Below are 20,245 nucleotides of genomic sequence, written 5' to 3'. Positions count from 1 at the left end.
AATGTCAGATGATAAAACAAGTAGAGGATATTCTTTGCCTCATCCAGAAAATATTGCTGTGCAGGATGTTGTTCGTATCCGTACCACAATTGAGAAAATAGATGAAGATATTACCGAAAGAGAAGATGAGCATAATCAACTTAAGAGTAATTTTGAGCGGTTTAATTTTGAGACTTTTTTAAATTTTTGGAAATGAAAGAAGCAATATACCAAAGGATAAAGGATTTAGCAGCAAATAGCACACCTGATCAACTGGCATATCTTGCAAAATCGCTGGAATTGATAGCAGATAAAAAAGCTATTGCTGACATTGTGCAGATGACTGAGGTAAAAGAGATAATTGATGCACTACAAAAAAGACTTAAGGATTTAGCGGCAAATAGTACACCAGATCAATTAGCATATCTTGCTAAAGCACTTGAATCAATAATCGGCAAAAGTTCAGTTTCTGAAATTGTACAGATGACTGATGGTAAGCTAAAAGAACTTCTTGATAGTGCAAAAAAACACTTAACTGATCTGGATAATAAAAAAGCTAGTTCTTTAGCAGTGATCTCTGAATCAGAGAAGCAGTTATTAAAGAGAATTGATGAAAAAGGAACAACAAATTTATCACTACTTGATACAAGAAAGAATGCCAATATTGCAGCAATAAACAGTGTTGGCAATGATCATAAAGATGGTCTAAAAGGTTTAGTGAATAACTTCCGTACTGTTAATGATGTGCCAAGCGGTTCATCGATTATGAGGGAGATAAGGAGCAGAGAAAATCAACTAACAACTAAGCTTAACTCTATAAATGATGTACCAAGCGGCTCATCAATCATGAAAGAAGTAAGAAATCGTCACATGATTGAACCTGGAGCATTACCTTTTTTATTTGGTGTACTAAGTAGAAAAAATAATTACTTTGGTCACGGAACTTTTACAACTGAGCTTGGTCAGTGGAGTAGTGATATAACAAAAACAGACTATATGCTACAACTACTAGCAGGTAGCCATAAGTACGATACAGATTACGTTAGTTTTTATCGGCCAAGACAATTGTGCTTTTTAGAGGGAAGCAAAGGTACATTTATCTATGGAGAATCATACCCAAGATTCATGTATGATGGATTTTCTGAGCAATTCAATATGCTGAAATACCCTTATGCTGCATTGGGAGTAATATTCGTAAAAAACACAAGCAATGTAGATATAAGTAAAACTCTAAACTTTGTTGGATCTGCAATGTGGTATAAAGATGAAGTTAATTATGGAGGAGCAGGATTATTTATAGGTACACCTGATAAAACTAATACAAGGAAGTCAGAGATTTCGAGAATTACTTGGACACGTATTTACCAGCATGAAATTAGCAGTTCTGAATTTATTGGATCAGGTAACATAATCATTCCAGCAGGAAAAACTGTTACAGTGTTACTTTATACGTCATCTAATCTTCACTCAGAAGGTGAAAGAGTTGGTGAGACACCTGAGTTCTTTGCAAGTGAGCATACGTATAGCACAATCTATGGTCAATTTATCCAGTGGGGAATATACAATTTTCGCAGCAATTTTTTAACTACAGGGCTTGAGGTGGACGTAGAGAGGACGCTAAGAGCTTGGCAATGTCCAGGGTTAGATGCAACATATAAACTTTGGCATTAAAAAAATATATAAGTTGAAACCAAAATACTTGTATCTTTCACTACGTAAGATATTAGAGCTTAAAAACAAGCCATAGGCACCAAAGAATTTTTATTGGTAAAAAAAGTTACTATTTAACAAAAGAGTATTAAACGAAGTGAAAAGAATATTCAAGAAGACTTATTACAAAATGCGTAGTTTTCTATATTTTCTAGTTTTTGTCTTTATTTTAATAAATATACTAAATCTTAAAAAGTAGTAATCAAAAGAAAATCAAAGAGTTTTCTTAACAATTTTAAAAAGCAAGTGAAGAATTCTTTAGAAAGTTTATAATAGCTATGACAGAACAATTTTTACATGGGGTAAATGTTATTGAGGTTACCTCAGGGACAAGATCAGTGCATACAGCTAAATCATCAGTGATAGGTGTAATTGGTACTGCACCTGAAGCAGATGAGCAAAAATTTCCGCTAAATAAACCAGTGTTAATTGCAGGAAGCTTAAAAGAAGCAGCAAAGCTTGGAAAGAGTGGCAGTTTACCTTCTGCAATAAATGGAATATTGTCCCAAATTGGTGCAACAGTAGTAGTTATTAGAGTTGAAGAAAGTGAAAACATCAATCCAAAATTAAAAGAAGAAGAAACGCTGAAGAATATAATTGGCGGTGTTGATAAAGAGACTGGAGAGTATCAAGGGATAGAGGCATTCCTCAGTAGTGAAAGCATAGTTCATGTTGCTCCAAGAATATTAATTGCACCTCAATTTACTCACCAACTACCAGAAGATGCAGTGGTTGCAGCATTAATTCCTATAGCAGAAAAGCTGAGAAGCATAATAGTAGCAGATGGACCAAATACTAATGATGAAGAAGCAATCAAGTGGAGAAAAAGTGTAGGCAGCTCAAGAGTTTATGTTGTTGATCCGTGGGTTAAAGTATTTGAAGGGGAAGAAAAGCCAGCAAGTCCGTTTGTAGCGGGTTTAATAGCTAAAATAGATAGCGAGCAAGGATTTTGGCACTCACCTTCAAATAAAGAGATAAATGGTATTGTTGGAACAAGCAGGCCTATTGATTTTACGCTCGGTAATACAAATTGTAGAGCAAACCATTTAAATGAAAATGAAGTAACAACGATAATTCATCAAAACGGCTATAGGCTTTGGGGAAATAGAACATGTTCAAATGACTCAAAATGGGCTTTTCTGTCAGTGAGAAGGACTGCAGATTTAATCAACGATAGTTTACTTCGAGCTCATCTATGGGCAGTTGATCGCAATATCACCAAAACTTATATAGATGATGTGATTGAGGGGGTGAATTCTTATTTGGCCAATTTAAAAGCGCAAGGAGCGATTATCAGTGGAAAATGTTATGCAACTCCAGAACTCAACACACCGGCAAACATTGCAAGCGGGAAAGTATATTTTGACTTTGAGTTTACACCACCATATCCGGCTGAGCAAATAACATTCAAATCTCATCTCATAAATAATAGTGTAATAAGTTAGGAGAAAGCAAAGTGTTACCGAAAATACTGAGAAATTTTAACGTATTCGTTGATGGTCGTGGTTATGCAGGAAAAATAGATGAAATAACTTTGCCGAAGCTTACCATAAAAACAGAGGAGTACCGTGCTGGTGGTATGGATATCCCAATAAATATTGACATGGGCATGGAAAAGCTTGAAGCAGATTTCACTTTTTCTGAATACGATACAGAGCTCTTTCGGCTATTTGGGCTGATAAATGGGAATTCAGTAGCTTTGACGCTCCGTGGAGGGATGCAAGGAAGTGGTAGCAATGATATTGAAGGAGTAATAATCAACCTTAGGGGCATATTCAGAGAATTTGATTTTGGCAGCTGGAAACCTGCTGAAAAAGCCACTCTCAAATGCACTGTAGCTGCCCATTACTATAAACTTACGATAGGTGGTAATGAATTAATAGAAATCGATGCTGAAAATATGATTAGAAAGATAAATGGTGTTGATCAAATGGCCTTGCTGCAAACGGTTTTAGGTATTTAGGTTTAGTTTTAAAAAGATTTTAGAATTTTATTTTTTAGGAGAAAGTATGACAACAGTAAAACTTAATAACCCAATAACAGTTGATGGAATTTCTGTCTCAGAACTTACCATTAGACGTCCAAAAGTTAGAGATTATTTAGCTATTGAGAGACTTAATGGTAGTGATCTAAGTAAGGAAGTAACTTTGACTGCCAATCTGACATCAGTTGCAAAAGAAGCAATTGAAGAGTTGGATATTGCTGATTATGTAAAAATGCAAGAAGTATTAAAGGATTTTTTTTCACCAATTATCCAAAAAACTTGAGATTAGAAATACTAGTGCTTGGCTCTATCATAGGTGGTGGAGTTGAGCACATTCTTGATATGGAGATTAGTGAATTTATTTCATGGAGCAAATTAGCAAGGGAGCTTAAATGTCAACGTTATCTATAAAAATCGGAGCTGTTTTAGATGGCAGTTTTAATACTGTAATAAAGGGCAGTAGTAATCAACTTACTTATCTTGGTGAGAACATAAGGAAGCTTGACTCATCTTTAAAATCAGTATCAAAATTTAAGCAGTTGGGTCATGATGTTTTGACTAGCAGGAGGTCGTGGAAGGGCTTTGAAGATCAAGTAAAATCTTTAGCTAAACAAATGAAGGCAATAGAGAAACCGAGCAAAACCTTAAAAGCAGAATTTGACAAGGCCAAAACCTCCGCAATAAAAGCAAAAGAAGCATATTTGAAAAAGAGAGATGCTTTGCATTCATTTAATGAAGCAGTAAGAAAAAGTGGAAGAAATATTAAGTCATTAGTAAGTGATCAATATAAACTTGGTTCTTCTATTGAAGTGCTAAAAGGTAAGTATGGTAAGCTTGGGTCTGCAATACGTAGTCACCAAAGTTTTTTAGCAAGCAAAGCACATTTTAAGTCACAAATTATAGAGACTATTGGGCTAGGGCTAACGCTTGCAGCGCCAATTAAAGTTGCTGTTGATTTTGAATCGGCTATGGCTGATGTAAAGAAAGTAGTAAAATTTGTGCAAAATGACACTAAAGATGAAGCATTAAAGTTTGCTAAAGAGTTAAAGAAATTATCTCGGGAGATACCCTTGTCAGCTGCAGAATTAGCACAAATAGCTGCAAGTGGTGGTCAACTTGGTATTGACAAAAATGATCTTATTAAGTTTACAACAGTAGTTGCCAAAATGACCACAGCGTTTGATATGTCGGCAGAAGAAGCTGGTAATGCTATTGCGAAAATATCCAACGTCTATGGAATTAAAGTTGATGGTATGGAAAATGTAGGTAACATAATAAACCATCTCTCAGACAATACCGCTGCTAAAGCACAAGAAGTGGTTCTTACATTAAATAGAATTGGTGGTAATGCTAAACAGTTTGGTTTAGAAGTTGATCAAGCAAGTAGCTTAGCAAGTACGTTCATACGATTATACATATTGATACTCCTATAAAAAATTTGGGTTGTTGAGTTTACCATTTTTAAAATCCATAAGGGTTCTAACAGTTTCTGGTGTATCTTCAAATAAATACTTGCCTCTGGTTTTGCTATAGTCTTTTTGTATTTTTATTTTACCTCTCCTTATTCTATCGTAAAGCCACTGCCTGGAAACTTCAAGGATTTTTGCAATTTGTGAAATAGTAAGGTAGCCAGGCACTTTAATGGGGTGTGATTGCTCCTTTTTTCGCATAATATTATTTTTTAACCGAATATTTTTTACTGTATTTTCTAAAACAATATTCTTTGATTGTGAGGGAGAACGATACCCTTGTGTTTCTAAGTACTTGGCAATTTCTATATCCGTTTTACCCTCTTTACTTAACTTTATTATAGATTGCTCCATTTCTGTTGCAGTAGTCAATGCACGAAAGGAGCTTACTGGAATAGGAACATGGAAAGTGGTAGTTTCTCTACCATGCCATACAATACGTATCTGCAAGCAATCACGCCTGATTCGGTGTGCTACTACCTTATCAATCAGACAACGAATAAAAGATTTTCTTTGCTGACGTGATAGAACTGACTTATGCCAAATTTCTGGTAGTTTCTTACCTACATCTAAAAATATTGTTTTCAGTTCCTCGGATAATTGAGGAGTCGGTTTACTTGGATACTGACGTTCAAATGTAATTTCCGCTTGCTTGAGTTCATTCAATGCCTGTTCCCAACGTCTTTCAAGTTCTGCAGCTACAAGACGATTGTCAGGATCAACTTGATTAAATTGTCGTTCTGCCAATCTTACTTGGTATCTTAAGCGTTCTAATTGTTGTAAATGAGCTTTATTAATTTCTTGTTCAGATTGTAGCTGCGAGTTAATAGCCTTAGTATAAGCATCTAGCTCAATTTGACTAAGTGCTGCAAAAAATTTAGGAACTACTTCATTATCAATAATATCAGCCGGTAAAAACTGACATGAAGGGGAAAGATCACGTTGGTGTTGGTAACTGCATTTATAATGGTTTCCTCCTTTATACTGTACTATCATTTTGTGTCCACATTCTCCACAATAGATTATTCCATGTAATAATGCTGCACCTGGTCTAGCTATCCCACGTGTTCTACAGCGACGGTAGTCCGCATGATTATCTTTAAGTATGATCTGAATCTTTGTAAAGGTTTCCCAATCTATGTAAGCTGGGTATTTATCTTTAATTAGAACTTTCCATTCTTCCATTGGTAGTCTTTTTGTTGTTTTATTAGCAGAAGATAGTTTGTGACGCGTAGTACAAGAACGACCATAAGCAAATGCTCCAGCATAAGCAGGGTTTTTGAGCATTGAGATAATTGCGTCAAAAGTTGGCTTTTTCCAATGCACTTCTTTAAAATTGTCATACCTAGGAATGGTAAGTTGGTTATTGTTAAAATACCTTACAACTTGTGCTGCTGTTCGTTTTTCTAGAAAAGTGTCAAAAACAAGCTTAATATGCTGCTGAACTTCAAGGTTAGGATCCTTACTCACGGAATCATCAATGTTACGAACGAAACCCACTGGAAGAGATAAGGCTAAATCTCCTCTGGTTGCCTTATTTACTAGTCCAGCATTTAGTCTGGCTCTTATAGTAGATAACTCCATTTCAGCAAGCTGTCCTTTCAGACCAAGTAACAACCGACCATTAATAGTACCAGGGTCGTACACACCATCCCGATCAGCTATCAAACACTGTTTATAGCCACATATATCCAATAACGGATACCAATCAGAACAATTACGTGACAAACGAGTCACATCGTAGGATAGGATAATCCCTACCTTTGATAAAGTGACTTTAGCGAGAATCTCTTTATACCCTTCACGCTTTTCAGCACTAGCACCTGTTAAGCCGAGATCATTATCAATAACAACAATATTATCAGCTTTCCACCCAAGATCAATTGCTCTTTGTTTCAGCGCATACTGTAACTCCAAACTTTCTTGATTGCTCAGTGCTTGATGAGGTGTTGATTGTCTTATGTAAATTATCGCTTCGCGTGTTAAATGTTGTGCTGTAATTAGCTCTGATGTATTCATGGATGACCTCTTTGGACACTAATAATATGTTTTCTAAAATTTCTGATTTGAGACATTGCGGCATTTTTTTCCACACTCTATTTGGGTTACATGGCATAATTTATACTCCTTTGCTAAAGAAACAAATTCGTATAATGAATCCCATGTTAATTTACTTGTGAGAAAATCTTGCTTACTGGCTAAGTTGGTAGCAAGAAACGGGATACGCAGAATTATGTTATTACGATGAATAACAAATACATTACTACTACAATGGGCTCTTGAACTGATAAAGGATATAGGAAAAGTTCTGCCAAATAGCGGATGAGTTGGATCTGTAACTGTAATCTCTTTTTGGTTGTTGAATGGGGTATTAAGGTGGTTGATCGTGTGACATTATTACTAATGTTGCATTCTTTATTAATGCTTTTCTTATAATTTCCTTTATGTATACCGGTGCTTTTTCCATTTCACCAATATAGGATTCTTCTCCGATTAATTGGCGCCTTTTATTCAAGTACAGTATTTTTACACATTCCCTTTCTGAGTGGCCTATACTTACGTTCAAATATTCTACTAGCCCTTGTAAGTCCATGATTGGTTCTCCCTTGAGCTTTTCTCTCAGTACCCTTTCTAGTGTTTCCTTAACGCACATAATCATTGCTACTGCAGAATCAGTTACTCCTTCTATAACTTTCAGGTCATCCATTTCTCGACCTAGAATCCTTCCTACTCCTGCATAAGTATTCACCAGATTTTTAGCAATTTCTTGAGCTTGTGGCCTTTCATGTACTGCACTTAAAAATGTTTCCATTATTTCACGATCAAGTAGTGCTTTGCCTTTGCTTTCTAATATTCTGAATTCTATTTCTTCTTTACTTTTATTCATATAATTTACCCTTCACTAACAACAAACTTTTTTTAAATATTTACTGCTGTTTTTTTATCAGCATTGGCATAGAGCCATAGCTTCCGAGTGAAGTCAAATCAATTTTTCAATCTTTTTTACTTATTTTTTCATTAAAAAGTAAAGATGTTAATAGATACTGATTTTTTTACTTAAATTTGTTGAATTTCGCCTAAAGAGAGGCCTGTTATTTGCAAAATAATATCGGTAGAAATTCCTTCCTTAACTAAATTCTTTGCAATTTTCATCTTTTCTACTCTCTCCACTTTCTCTTTGCAAACTTGTATACTTTCAAACAGAGATTTTATTAGTACATTACGTAGTTCTTGGCTTTTAATCTTTTTGTATTCTTCTATTAACTTTGATAGCTCTGCTTCACTATTCTCATTTTCTCTTGTTTCTGGAAGCAGATCTGTAATATTAATTAATAGCATCTTTGCTATTTCATCTAACATTTCAAGTGAAACAGCAGCTCGTCCTTGTTCATATTCATATATTCTTTGATTTATTATGCCCACTTTACTTGCTAAATCTTCCTGAGTGTATCCTCTTCTCAACCTCCATTCTTTTACTCTTTGACCTACTTTATACGGAATGGAAATTTTTTTCTCATCATTATCATATTCATCAACAGATAAATTGGTTGTTCGAGAGATAACATGAGCAGAAACTCCTTCCTTAACTAAACCCTTTGCCACCTCTATTTTTACTACCTTTCCACTTTCTTCCTCACTAATACGGATGAATTTAGTTAATAAATAAAACGTTTCACGTAATTCTTGGTCCTTAATCTCTTTATGTCTTCTTACTAGATTTAATATCTCTTCTTCCTCATACCTTTCCTCATTTGATACTTCTTGTCCGCAAGCTAGATCTCTAGCAATTGTTGATAATGCTTCTGCTAATTCATATAACTTCTTAATTGAAATTCTGCGTGTTCCTTTTTCATATTGCAGTATTACCTGATATGTTGTTCCGATTTTTTTTGCTAAATCTTTTTGAGTATAACCTTGCTTTAACCTCCATCTCCTTACTTTTTGTGCTATTTGATGCCTTATTGAGATGTTTGCCATAAATATTATACAAGTTAATACTACCAAATAAAGATATACAAAAGGGATGCTTCTTTCTATGTTTGAATTTTAGTTGAATATTTCTTCAAAATTGTGTATAATTATTAATACTTTTTAAGTGGATTTTCTATGGCTTTGTCTAAATTTCTTGATGCGCGCAATGATTACGCCTTCAAAAGAATATTTGGCACCGAGAAGAATAAAGATATTCTCATTCATTTCTTGAACGATATTTTAGGCTTCACTGGCTTAGCTGCTATTCACGATGTTGAATTCTTAGCTACCATTTTAGACCCTGAAATTGCTGCTAAAAAGCAGAGTATTGTCGATGTTCTTTGTAAAGACTCTCAAGGTTCAAGATACATTATAGAGATGCAGTTCACTAAGACCAAGGGCTTCGAAAAGCGTGCTCAATACTATGCTGCCAAAGCCTACTCAAGTCAAGCTGATCAAGGTGATGATTATCATAACCTCAAAGAAATTATCTTTATTGCTGTTGCTGATTGTATTATTTTTCCAGATAAGGCTGAGTACAAATCTAATCATGTCATTTTAGATCAAAATAGCTTTGAACATGACTTAAAGGATTTTTACTTTGTATTCATAGAACTACCAAAATTTACAAAGACAAAAGAAGACCAACTAGAAAATATAGTAGAAAAATGGTGTTATTTTTTCCGATATGCAGCAGAAACAAACGAAGAAGACCTAGATAAAATAGTTGGTAGTGACGTAATAATAAAACGAGCTTATGAAGAGATGAATAAGTTTAATTGGTCAGAAGAAGAGTTACTAGCATATGAGCAAATGAAAAAACGCATAATGGATGAGATTGCTGCTTTTGCTCAAAAATTTGATGAGGGTCTTAAAGTTGGTCACGAAAAAGGTAGACAAGAAGGCATCCTCATCGGCGAAGAAAAAGGTGAAATGAAAGCTAAAATAGCTGTTGCCAAAAACTCACTCAAGGCCGGTGTCTCTATAGATGTTATCGCTGAAATCACTGGCCTTTCGGTAGATGAAATTAAACAACTTCAGGAAGAAATGGCATGATATGACCTTTGTAGCTGTTTGTCTACTGTTGTATTACTTAAATAGCTTCTAGGTTTACTATCAGCAATGTAGTTAGGTTGATATCCACTATTAACTATCTGCTGCTCATTAAACATCTTTTCAATGTTACCTTTTAAAATACTCAGAAACTTCTCATTTTTCGGACATGCTTCTTTTGTAATTAAATATAAAGTATTTGGTATTTGAGAGTACCTCTCGTTTCTTACGTGGCCTGCTATATCTAGATACACTTTAAAAAAGTCAAAACCTTTGACTGACACACCAGATTGTTTAGCTGTTTTTTCAAGTGTCTTTTCAAATTCTCCTACGATATTCAGTGTGTCAGCCAGAGCTTCTTTAGGAGTAACGGAACAAAGGTTAGGAAGAGGATATTTTTTATCTAGAAAACTTTGCAACAAGAAAAATGCCAAGCCAACATTATTACTCACACAAACTTCACTACTAAATTGGTTGGTGTATTGATTACTTGGATTTCTTACTGTATCAGAATGATCTGAGCCATTTTCTGGAATCTCAGGTAATTCAACTTTTAAAGGGGAATATACAAACCGAGAAATACCTTTAATAGCATCTACAATAGTATTAGCAACAATATTTATCCATGAAGATGGTCTTGCTGCACTATTTGTTGCTATTTCAGATTGATCTATATAGTAATGGCTATCTTGGTAATTAATGTTACGCTTCTGTACTCTATGATGCTTATGTCTTGTACGATGCATACCATCTCCATGTCTACTATGATCCTTATGTCTTTTGTGCCTAATAGGATGATTACTACTTGCAGCCTCTAAAGGTGCAAAACTTTGTAACTTAACGATAGAACTAATGTAACCATTCATATTTAGTTTGTCACTAATACTATCTGCATTATTTATTTTATCTATTTCATTACTTAACAATATTTCTGTGTCATTAAATTTTATAGATAATGTTCCCATTTTAGGCTGCTCATAAAAATCTTTAAGACATATAGTACAAAACTTGCTTATTTCCATATCAGCATTAAAAACGTTGGTAATCATTAAGTCATATCCAGAATAAAGAAAAGTATATTGCCCTGCTTCTTTAGATATAATTAATTCACTTTTTTCTTCTACGTCTTGAGATGCAACTACAATTACTTCTTTATCCTTATCAAATATCAAAGGTAGTGGTTTTAACTCTAATTCAGAACTTATTTTCATAGGCGCATTATTAAGAATAACTTGTAGTTCCCTATACCAGCTATTTACAAATGCATCTTTTAGTCTAACTATTACTACATCTTGCTTTAAGCCAGTAGCTGATATAGATAACTTTATCAACAAATCATTTCTATCTTCGATAATTTTTGATATTGGCTCTATACTCAAGTCACCATTTACTTGTCGTACTAACTGACGTAAATCTAATATATCCTTTATACTGTTCTTTTTATTAAAGTCGTCATAAATTATAGCTTCTGGAATAGGAAGGTTTTCTATATCAAGTATCTCATGACCTGAGGTAACTACATATACATTTTCACCACCACTGCCAATTAAATGACTTTTTTGTAAAAAATTATTATTAATTATATCATGATTTCCATGCCCAATAATAACAGTTTCGTTGTTTGTACTTACAAAAAGAGACATCCTTAAATGGTCTGCTACAGTTGGATAACTTTGAACAACCTCATCAGTAGTTTTATCAGTACTATGAATTGCATATAAATTGTTTTTTCCTATTTTTATCTCAGTATTATCACTCAGTATATAAGAGGCGTTAGCTGGAATATCTGAAATAGTTATATCAAATTTTTCATTGATAGACTTATCTTTTAATGAGGGTGACAGGAAACTAAAAGTAACATTTCTTATTGTATGAGTCATATTCCCATAACCAGAATGCCAATGATTGATATCTTTAATGTTTTTAATATCAACGCTTGCTAAATCAAAAAGGGTATAGTTAAATAAAAAATTATGCTTTCTTTGTCTTGTAAAAGTATAATCAGGTTCAATATTAATGTTAGCTTTTCCCTTATCAGGAAGAATAATGTAATCAAAATTTCCGTTACTTGATTGGTCTAAGTTATTTATTTCACTACTAGGTCTTACTATTATTTTCTTTTCACTAGGTCTATAACAATATGGTATGGTAATATTATCAGGACTGTTGTTACTTAAGCCGCCTTGACCATCTATATATCTTACATCGCACCCACAATCCACTATATCCTGTTTTCCTTTCCTACCATAAATTATATTCATATTTTTTATTGTAATATCATTATAGGATGAGGATATTGAACTATCATTTTTACGTGAATCAGGTTTTATGTTGAGATTCTCATTCAAGGAAAACTCTGCTAAGTTTAGTGTATTATTTCCACCACCTCCATCTAACCTGCCTGTAACCCTATTACCTACTAGGATGAACAAATCATCTTTATCACCTCCAGTAAAGTCCTTATCACCATCGTCTACCAAGAAAACATTAGGACTATATTTAAATCCAATTGCTCTATCTTTGCCTTTTCCCAATGCAATTAAAGTATAATCTCCTGTTCTATTTACCTGATAATCCAAGCCTATTGTATCATAACAAAGGTAAGCATTTTCACCTCCGCTTTCAGGACGTATTGGATCAGTTGGAAGACAGAATAACCTCCCTTCATCTGGAGCATCTGGTTTTGCTCTGTCATAAACTACATTACTTACTTCCTTATCAAAAAAGGCCACATTATCTAAATCATCCTGAATTTCAACCTTACATCTTTCTTTTTTTAATACCGTAAAATGGCCTTTCATGCCAACGATTTCTCTAGTAAAAGTCTCGCAAGAATCTACAACGGATCTTTTAGTAGGAAAAACATACCTTTGAATATTATTGTGTTCTTTTAAGTATTCAAGCCCTTGCTTAACTAATTGATCATTAAGCTGTTTTTTTTTCATTAATTCTTCTATATATTGTTCAGGTTTTATACCTACAAATGCACGTAACCCTTCAATAATTCTTTCTCCTCCAGTTAAGTGAACTATCTCATCAATTTTATCAACTCTTTTTACTGCCATATAAATATCAGTACCAATAAATACTACAGCTCCAATTGCAGTACCAATAGGACCAGTAACACTTGATATCCCCTCTAGTACTTCAAAAGCCTCAGCAACTTCTATACCAATCTCTGCAGCATCAGCTCCCAAATAAATGCTATCTCCTATAACTGGTATTAGAGCATCTTTATCACCACTTCTTAGTTCTTTAATTTGATTCACTAAATCATAAACAACAAAAGCTGAAGTACTACGAGCAAGAAAAGGCGATGCTGCCTTTAAAGATCTACCAAGAAGTAACTTACCATCTGTAATGAAATCAATTCCTTTAGCATTAACAACTTTCACAATTTTAGTAAGCCCTCGACCTCCAGCAATAAACCCTAAATTAATTGCTACTCCTGTATAATCACCGCTTAAAAAATCGGCTAAAGCATTTTTAGCAATCATACCATGCATTAGAATGCCAGAAACTTTCCCTACCTTGTTTAAGTGGCTTATAGCCTCTCTACTACGAACTATTTTATTGACTAAACCTTGGAACTTACCTGTAACTTCAACTTGACTTGCTAAATCAATGAACTGAACACGTTTACTTTCATCTTCTATACCTTTTATATAATAAACAAATATTTCGCTATTGATTTTAATTTTATTAACGTTTCTTTTCTCACTCTTTTCTTCATTAAATTTGTCTATATCTTTCCATAAAGCTAAACAGCGGTTGGTATCCCTTTTCCTTCTATGACCTAAACAACTACCTAAATTGAACCTATTTTTTGGTTCGCTTAATGACCTTCCTGAAGTAGCAGCTATAGGATGTAAGAGAGTAAACTTTTCAACACTTTTAACCATAGAAGATATTTTACTTTGCTGATTATTTTCTTCAGCCAATATTAATTTGGAGCACTTATCTACTATATTTTGATCATATCCATTTAACGAAAGATCGTTTTGTAAATTCTTTGATAACGCTGAAACCTGAGTGCTATTCGATTTATCTCTAAATTCAGTGAGTTGCTCTAAACTACAGAAATTTTCTGTAAAGCTAACCTGGTCCTGAAGTGAAGAAAAACCAAGACATTGATATGTTGGTTCTTTGTTTTCTCTTTCAAAACCTTCAACTGATATTAAACATTTAAAGTCAGTTTCTACTTTAGGAGTATATTTACTTTTATTCTGGTAATTTTCTGAAGCTTTACCAATTAAACTTTGTATTTTTCCTACCTCGTGTAAGCTAAACTTATCTAATCTGCGTATTGTTATTGGTTCTAAGCCTAGATCAAACTCCAATGTAGAAATCCTATAAGACTTACTATTATTCCAACCTTTTATCTTGATCGTATGATTGGACCTCTTATCACAAAATATCAGATCTGTACCACTACTAGAAACTTCAATCTGATTAGGAGCAATATTCTTTAATATCATTACTCCTATGCGTTCCTCCTCTTGCCCTACAAAAGTTGAAATATTTCTCTCTAATTTTTGATTATGCTCAATATTAGTAGAGTTACTAAAATCTATAATGTATTCTTTTACAACCTTTTTATAGTCATCTCTAAGCTTGTCTTTATACTCCATTACATTATCGATGTTCTCTAATAAACCAGGAGATGGAAAAAGATCATTGTTATTCCAGAGAGAATAAGAAATATTTTCCCATTTACTTCGATCAGTATAGAATCCTTCTATTCTAATGATAAAAGGAATTTCACTTTCTCTTATTAATAAAAGAGCATCTTTATCTTTGTATTTCTCAATATCTTCAAGACGGGAATCTATCACTACATGATCATCTTCAAAATCTTTAGGCAATAAAAACATACTCTGAGCTTGTGTAGCTTGTAAAAAGGGAACTAATTTGCCTTTTCCTGAAGAAGAACATGACATTGACTGTATGTTAGGGATAAAAGCTTCTCCTTTTTTGTTCATAATTATAAAATGCCTATGATTATGATCTTGCAGGTAGTTTTTTACTTGAATACTAATGTTGCTATAATTTAAATGCAAGTCACATTGCTGGATTGAAAAACCTTTTTCAACCTCTGGTATAAATAATGTGTCCACTTTTTCATCATCTGAATTATTATCAATCTTAACTTCTTTATTATTTATATCATCAGTAATAACATATACGTCCCTTCCTTTTCCTCCTCTCGCAAACATAGTGCCTTGATCAAAGTTGATTACATCATCTCCTGAAGAACCAAAAACCATATGTGGAACAACACTATTATCTTGACTCTGTGTTTTGTCTCTAATAACACTCAAAACTTTATAATCCTTATCATCGTTTAAAATCTTTTTGTAATGAGTTTCAACATCCTTAAAATTACCTAAAGAATGTTCTGAATGTAATTCAAATGAATTAATCTTTATAGTTGCTGAGTCTGATCTCTCAATCTTAGGAACAATATTACTACCATTTTTATCTATCAGTACAAAGTGAGGTTTTTTACTGCTCTGCTCGACATAATTTTTTACATCAAGAGTAAATTGATTATTTTGACCAAAATTTATTTTCAAAGATAAAGTATTACTCTCTTTAGAGTAGGTTATCTGATCACAATCACTTAATAAATCAATCTCTGGAAAAACTACAGTTCCTGTTCCATCTACATTAATTTCTGAATATAAACCCCTACCTTCATAGTCTGCAACTTTTACGTAAAAAGTATAATTGCTTTTTCTACCCTTGACTGTAGTATACGGCGAAATAATTACTTTTCTGCAATTTTCAACTACATCTTCTCTATTTCTATTAAGACCACCGCCACTATCTATTATAACATCACGGCTATCACTTTCTGTAAAATGCTCAGAATAACCCATGCACAAGATCTCATCTACCTTGTTCTGCCTTCCAATATAATGGTAATTAAAGAGGTTGTTACTAACATCATCATCAATCAACAAACGATTATTTATTCTTACCTTTAATCTCCCATAGGCATTAGGCTTAAAACGATAGTCAATCACACCTGTAACTTTATTTTCTGCTAATTGACTTAGATCAAGTATATTAATAGAGTTACTTCCACCAATCATTTTGCCTGAAAAGCTAGGGTTATTTACAAGAACAAACCTATTTACTACATTATTACCACCAGTTATTTTTGTTGTACCTGGATAAATGAGAAAATTATTGTTCCATTTATTGCTTCCAACAATTTCGCCTTTATCTATATTTTGTAAATCATAAACAATTGTACTACCTTTTTGTTTCGTTTTTACCCTACTATCGTGACTAATAACCATTGCATTCTCACAGTAGTATAAAGGCGGTTGAACTGAACTTGTAATACCTTTTTCATAATCCTGCCCAGTAACCTTTGGCAAACAAATCCTGCTGGCACCTGGTATACTATCAGGTATGACACGTGAAAGATCTTTGGTACTGGTATCTTCTTTATCCATCAAAATCTTTGCATAATCAGGCCGAAGAGTATTATCACTTACTTTTCCAAGACCAACACCATAAGCAACAACACTATTAGGAGCATTATTTAAAGCCTTCCATACTTCTTTAGCTAGACTATCAACTGTGTTTTTTCTATCTGCAAGGTGTTGCACATCAGATGCCATATCTTGAAATAGAATCGTTCTCCAAAATATGCTCCAGTTTTCTCCATGGGTCGTATCATACTTTTTCTCGTACTCTACAATATTGCTGACACCACTGTAAACTCCATAACCTACCATGAGCCCAAATCCAACTGCAATACCAACCACCGGCATACCAGCTGCTGTAAGAGCAACACCAGAAACAAATGACACTCCAGAAAAGGATATAGATGCTATATTATCCCTTATTTCTTTCTCTCCGCATGGATTATCACTACTTTCTCTATTTTTACAGTCTACAAGATTATTTGCTGATATGCCTATATCAATAATATCAAAGACACCACCTACAGCCCCTGCCACACCTTTTGCTACTGTACTTCCAAATTTTACTCCTGCAACTCGAATAACAAATTTTGTCTGTTTACCTAAAGTACCTGGTATAATTTTTCCTACAACCTTTTCAGCTGATGTTACAACTCTTGGAGTAATTTTAACCATTACATTCTCAATTGGTTGAGATGCAAAAGACCATCCTACTCCGCCTAGATTTAATCCACAATCCGTTGCTGTTCCATCTTTGCAAGATACAATAGCTCCATGGATTCCTCTTATCAATTGTATTCCACCTGCAGCATTCATTAATCTGCTTTTTAATTTTGGATTTTTTGTTAAACCACTATTTTGTTGTAAAACATCACCTTGCAAATCCTTAATACGCTCATTCTGAATATAGCGCTCATACCCTTGATCTCCAATCACCTTATCAACTAAATATTTATAGTCACCTTCAATATTTTTGTTTCCAATAAACTCTACTAGCTGAGCGTTTTTCCCTTTATCTTGACTGCTTTTAACATAAGTTAGAAATTTCTCACTATCAATTATAATTTTGTCTACATTATTTTCATCTATATTTCCTTTACTGAATTTTTCTACATCACCCTTCGAAAACAAACAGTTATTAATGCTTCTCTTGCTTCTACTACTTTGCCCCACACAACTATTTGGATCAAATCTCTTTCCAGGCTGCTGCTGACTAAAACTAAAGATAGAGCTATGAATTACTTTAACAGAAGCAAACTCATCTTTGCTCATTAAGATAAGAGAATCTGCATTACTTACACTTTTATCAAACACAACGCCTATAAAACCCACTTCTTTTCCATCTGTAAGTGTTTTATAAGTTACACCTTTTACATACTCTGTATTTATCTGATCATTTGCCTCCTTTACCAATGCATCAGCTGTCTTACCTTCCCTTGGTCCTTTAAGTTCTAAACCTACTGGATCGTATTCTTTAGCACTGCTAGCCTGATCTGCAAACTTAATACCATGCACTAGCATATCAATACGTTTTCCCCTTCCAGTTTGAAACTCTGTTAATACTAAAGCTCTGTTTTCTTGTAATTCTCCTAATTTTATATCACTGTAGTGGCTAAATACTCCATGAAACACAGCTTGAGTATGTGCTTCTTTTTCTATTAAATCTTTAAAAGGCAGCATTGCCTCACCTAACTTTTCAAATGACTCCTTATACTTGCCTATTGATTGAGATCGATCTTGTGAAGAAGCAAGCTGAGACTCTAATACCTTATCAAATGTTTCCTTGAACTCGGTAGGATAAGGAATATCTTTAAAATTACCTTCAAATTTATTAGTTTCTCTTCTATTATACTGCTCTAGGGAAACGGATTCTCCCACCTCCACGCTAAAATACTCTTCAAATTTTGATTTTTTCTTAATGTTAAAACTAAGGTTTAGTTCAACTATTTTCCTGTTTCCTATTTCTTGCTGAAGTTGATCAAGAGGAATTCCCTTGTTCATCGCATTATCTCTTCCATCTGTTTCAACAATATTCATCACACAAACTGATTTTTGAACATTGATTGGAATAAATACCATTGTCACAACTCCATGGCTTTGATCCAAGTTAGATGGTTGACCGGCACCTTGCCCTTTACTTTTCTGATCTTTAAGACGTTGAGATTTAGGTTCAGGTTGAGCTTCTGTGGGTATATTTTCTCCATAAATAAAAACGTGCTTTTTAAAACTGCTTTCTAAAACTTGAACTTCATTTAATAACAGAGACTGCCCTAACAAAAACCTACTAAAATAATGATTATCTCCTGTACCAGGAAATGTATGGTAGATACGCTCTATGTTATTTTGAACTTTCTCCTTCAGCCCTTCTTCATTAATTCTACCATTATTTCGTCCATCAATAGATTCCATTATATCATTAAAAAGAGGGGTGATTTCTTGATCACGTGATTTAGCAACGATATTCGAAACAGGGGATGGATGATCAAGGTTTACACCAACGCATAGCATGTCATTTGCAGTAGTTAAAATTCTCATTACATTCGGTTGAAAACCTTTTGTATAATCCTCAGCTTGCTTTAAAGCAGTAGTTGGTGCAGTTCCACTCTTTTCTCCTATTTTACCTTCTTCTAACTCTGCTTTAGTAGCAGCCTTCATTTCTATAATAATAGGAATAGCATTCAATGACCTATCCTTACCACGAGGCACTAAAACAATATCAGCGTAACCTCTCCCTGCAAATTGCTCTAGATAAACCCTAAGATTATGTCTATAGCGAAAATTCACTAGGGCGCCTGCTATAAACCCATGATGTGCTGTTTCCCGGAGTTGAACGATAACCTTTTTGCTATTGGATAGCGTACGCTTTTCTTCACCGTACATAAGTGAATCCTTGTATTCAGAGTGGATTTTACTAACTTTTTTAAGAATTTCTTCGACAGATTCCTTTACTTTTCCTGCATTCGAATTAGTTAGCTTCGCTATATCACTTTCTGGATTATTCCATACCCCCTTTTTTATTTCCTTAAACTCATGTGTTGTAGAAGCATCATTGTCCAATTTATTACTTTCCACATTAATAGATATTCCTGCCATTTTCCCTTTGTCATCTTTTTCTTTAGTGATTTCTACCAACCTCACACCTAGCTTACCTTGATCTCTAGCTAGCCTCACAATGTTATTCCTGGCGACTTTAGTATTGCCTAATATCTTATCTAGCTCACCATAGCTAAACTTTTTCTTTGTGCTACCAGATTCTGCAATAACAAAGAGCCTTACTTTATCAGCAGCATCTTCTGGGCTTTTGATTTCTCCTTTTTTAATAACAGCTACTTTTAGAGTCTTTGCACTATCAAAACTAAAATATACTTTCTCAATGTTCAGCTTTGTTGCAATTTCTGTGTCTACCAAAGTAGAAAAGCTTCCTAGAAAGAAATGAGGAAAAAATCCTTCTTTACCTACTGAATGTAAATACGATGGAACCTGATCAATATATGATTGAAACCTTGCTTTGAAAGATTTAAAATCACTTCCCTGTTGAGTTGAAGTACTTGCTACATCTGAACTCACCTCTCTAATTAATAGTTCTATTAACTCAAAATCTTGTGGTCTTTCTTCGTTCGGCATATAACCCTCCTTTT

Annotated in this window: 10 protein-coding genes and 1 pseudogene; 7 read left to right on the top strand and 4 right to left on the bottom strand. The window is 33.9% G+C overall.

What is annotated here, in order from left to right:
- The first annotated feature begins 1 nt into the window (after position 1).
- From ACQH3L_RS03020 to ACQH3L_RS02995, 6 genes and pseudogenes are all read left to right on the top strand, one after another.
- Positions 2–196, top strand: a complete 195-nt coding sequence (locus ACQH3L_RS03020) for a hypothetical protein (protein ID WP_214303255.1) — start codon at positions 2–4, stop codon at positions 194–196.
- Entirely contained in the window at positions 193–1,650 is a 1,458-nt protein-coding gene (locus tag ACQH3L_RS03015) for a hypothetical protein (protein WP_425384981.1), read from the top strand. The genes ACQH3L_RS03020 and ACQH3L_RS03015 overlap by 4 nt, the downstream gene beginning before the upstream one ends.
- Positions 1,651–1,967: 317 nt before the next feature.
- Positions 1,968–3,134: a phage tail sheath subtilisin-like domain-containing protein gene (locus ACQH3L_RS03010; RefSeq protein WP_425384980.1), complete on the top strand. Its 1,167-nt coding sequence runs from the start codon at positions 1,968–1,970 to the stop codon at positions 3,132–3,134.
- A gap of 11 nt (positions 3,135–3,145) precedes the next feature.
- Positions 3,146–3,652, top strand: coding sequence for a phage major tail tube protein (locus ACQH3L_RS03005; RefSeq protein WP_423348839.1), 507 nt, complete (start codon positions 3,146–3,148; stop codon positions 3,650–3,652).
- Between the two features lie 46 nt (positions 3,653–3,698).
- A complete protein-coding gene (locus tag ACQH3L_RS03000) occupies positions 3,699–3,956 on the top strand; it encodes a phage tail assembly protein (RefSeq protein ID WP_262986494.1) in 258 nt (85 codons plus the stop codon).
- A gap of 109 nt (positions 3,957–4,065) precedes the next feature.
- Positions 4,066–5,085, top strand: a pseudogene (locus ACQH3L_RS02995) (phage tail tape measure protein); the annotation flags it as partial.
- A 15-nt stretch (positions 5,086–5,100) separates the two neighbouring features.
- Here ACQH3L_RS02995 and ACQH3L_RS02990 read toward each other — a convergent pair.
- From ACQH3L_RS02990 to wmk, 3 genes are all read right to left on the bottom strand, one after another.
- On the bottom strand, positions 5,101–7,161 hold the full coding sequence (locus ACQH3L_RS02990) for a recombinase family protein (RefSeq protein ID WP_425384979.1): 2,061 nt from the start codon (positions 7,159–7,161) through the stop codon (positions 5,101–5,103).
- Positions 7,162–7,513: 352 nt separating this feature from the next.
- Positions 7,514–8,029: a JAB domain-containing protein gene (locus ACQH3L_RS02985; protein ID WP_425384978.1), complete on the bottom strand. Its 516-nt coding sequence runs from the start codon at positions 8,027–8,029 to the stop codon at positions 7,514–7,516.
- A 170-nt stretch (positions 8,030–8,199) separates the two neighbouring features.
- Positions 8,200–9,120, bottom strand: coding sequence for a WO male-killing family protein Wmk (gene wmk, locus ACQH3L_RS02980; protein WP_425384977.1), 921 nt, complete (start codon positions 9,118–9,120; stop codon positions 8,200–8,202).
- A gap of 129 nt (positions 9,121–9,249) precedes the next feature.
- On the opposite strand from wmk, the gene ACQH3L_RS02975 reads away from it, so the two are divergent.
- Complete coding sequence (locus ACQH3L_RS02975; RefSeq protein WP_425384976.1) at positions 9,250–10,170, top strand: Rpn family recombination-promoting nuclease/putative transposase; 921 nt, start codon at positions 9,250–9,252, stop codon at positions 10,168–10,170.
- Here the strand turns inward: ACQH3L_RS02975 and ACQH3L_RS02970 are convergent.
- The gene (locus tag ACQH3L_RS02970) at positions 10,152–20,231 is read right to left on the bottom strand and encodes a hypothetical protein (RefSeq protein ID WP_425384975.1); all 10,080 of its coding nucleotides are present in this window, start codon (positions 20,229–20,231) and stop codon (positions 10,152–10,154) included. The two genes, ACQH3L_RS02975 and ACQH3L_RS02970, sit on opposite strands and share 19 nt — an antisense overlap.
- Positions 20,232–20,245 lie beyond the last annotated feature (14 nt).

It is taken from the genome of Wolbachia endosymbiont (group A) of Sturmia bella, from assembly GCF_964030905.1.
GTDB classification, from domain to species: domain Bacteria; phylum Pseudomonadota; class Alphaproteobacteria; order Rickettsiales; family Anaplasmataceae; genus Wolbachia; species Wolbachia pipientis.
This window is presented reverse-complemented; position numbering and strand designations above follow the sequence as displayed.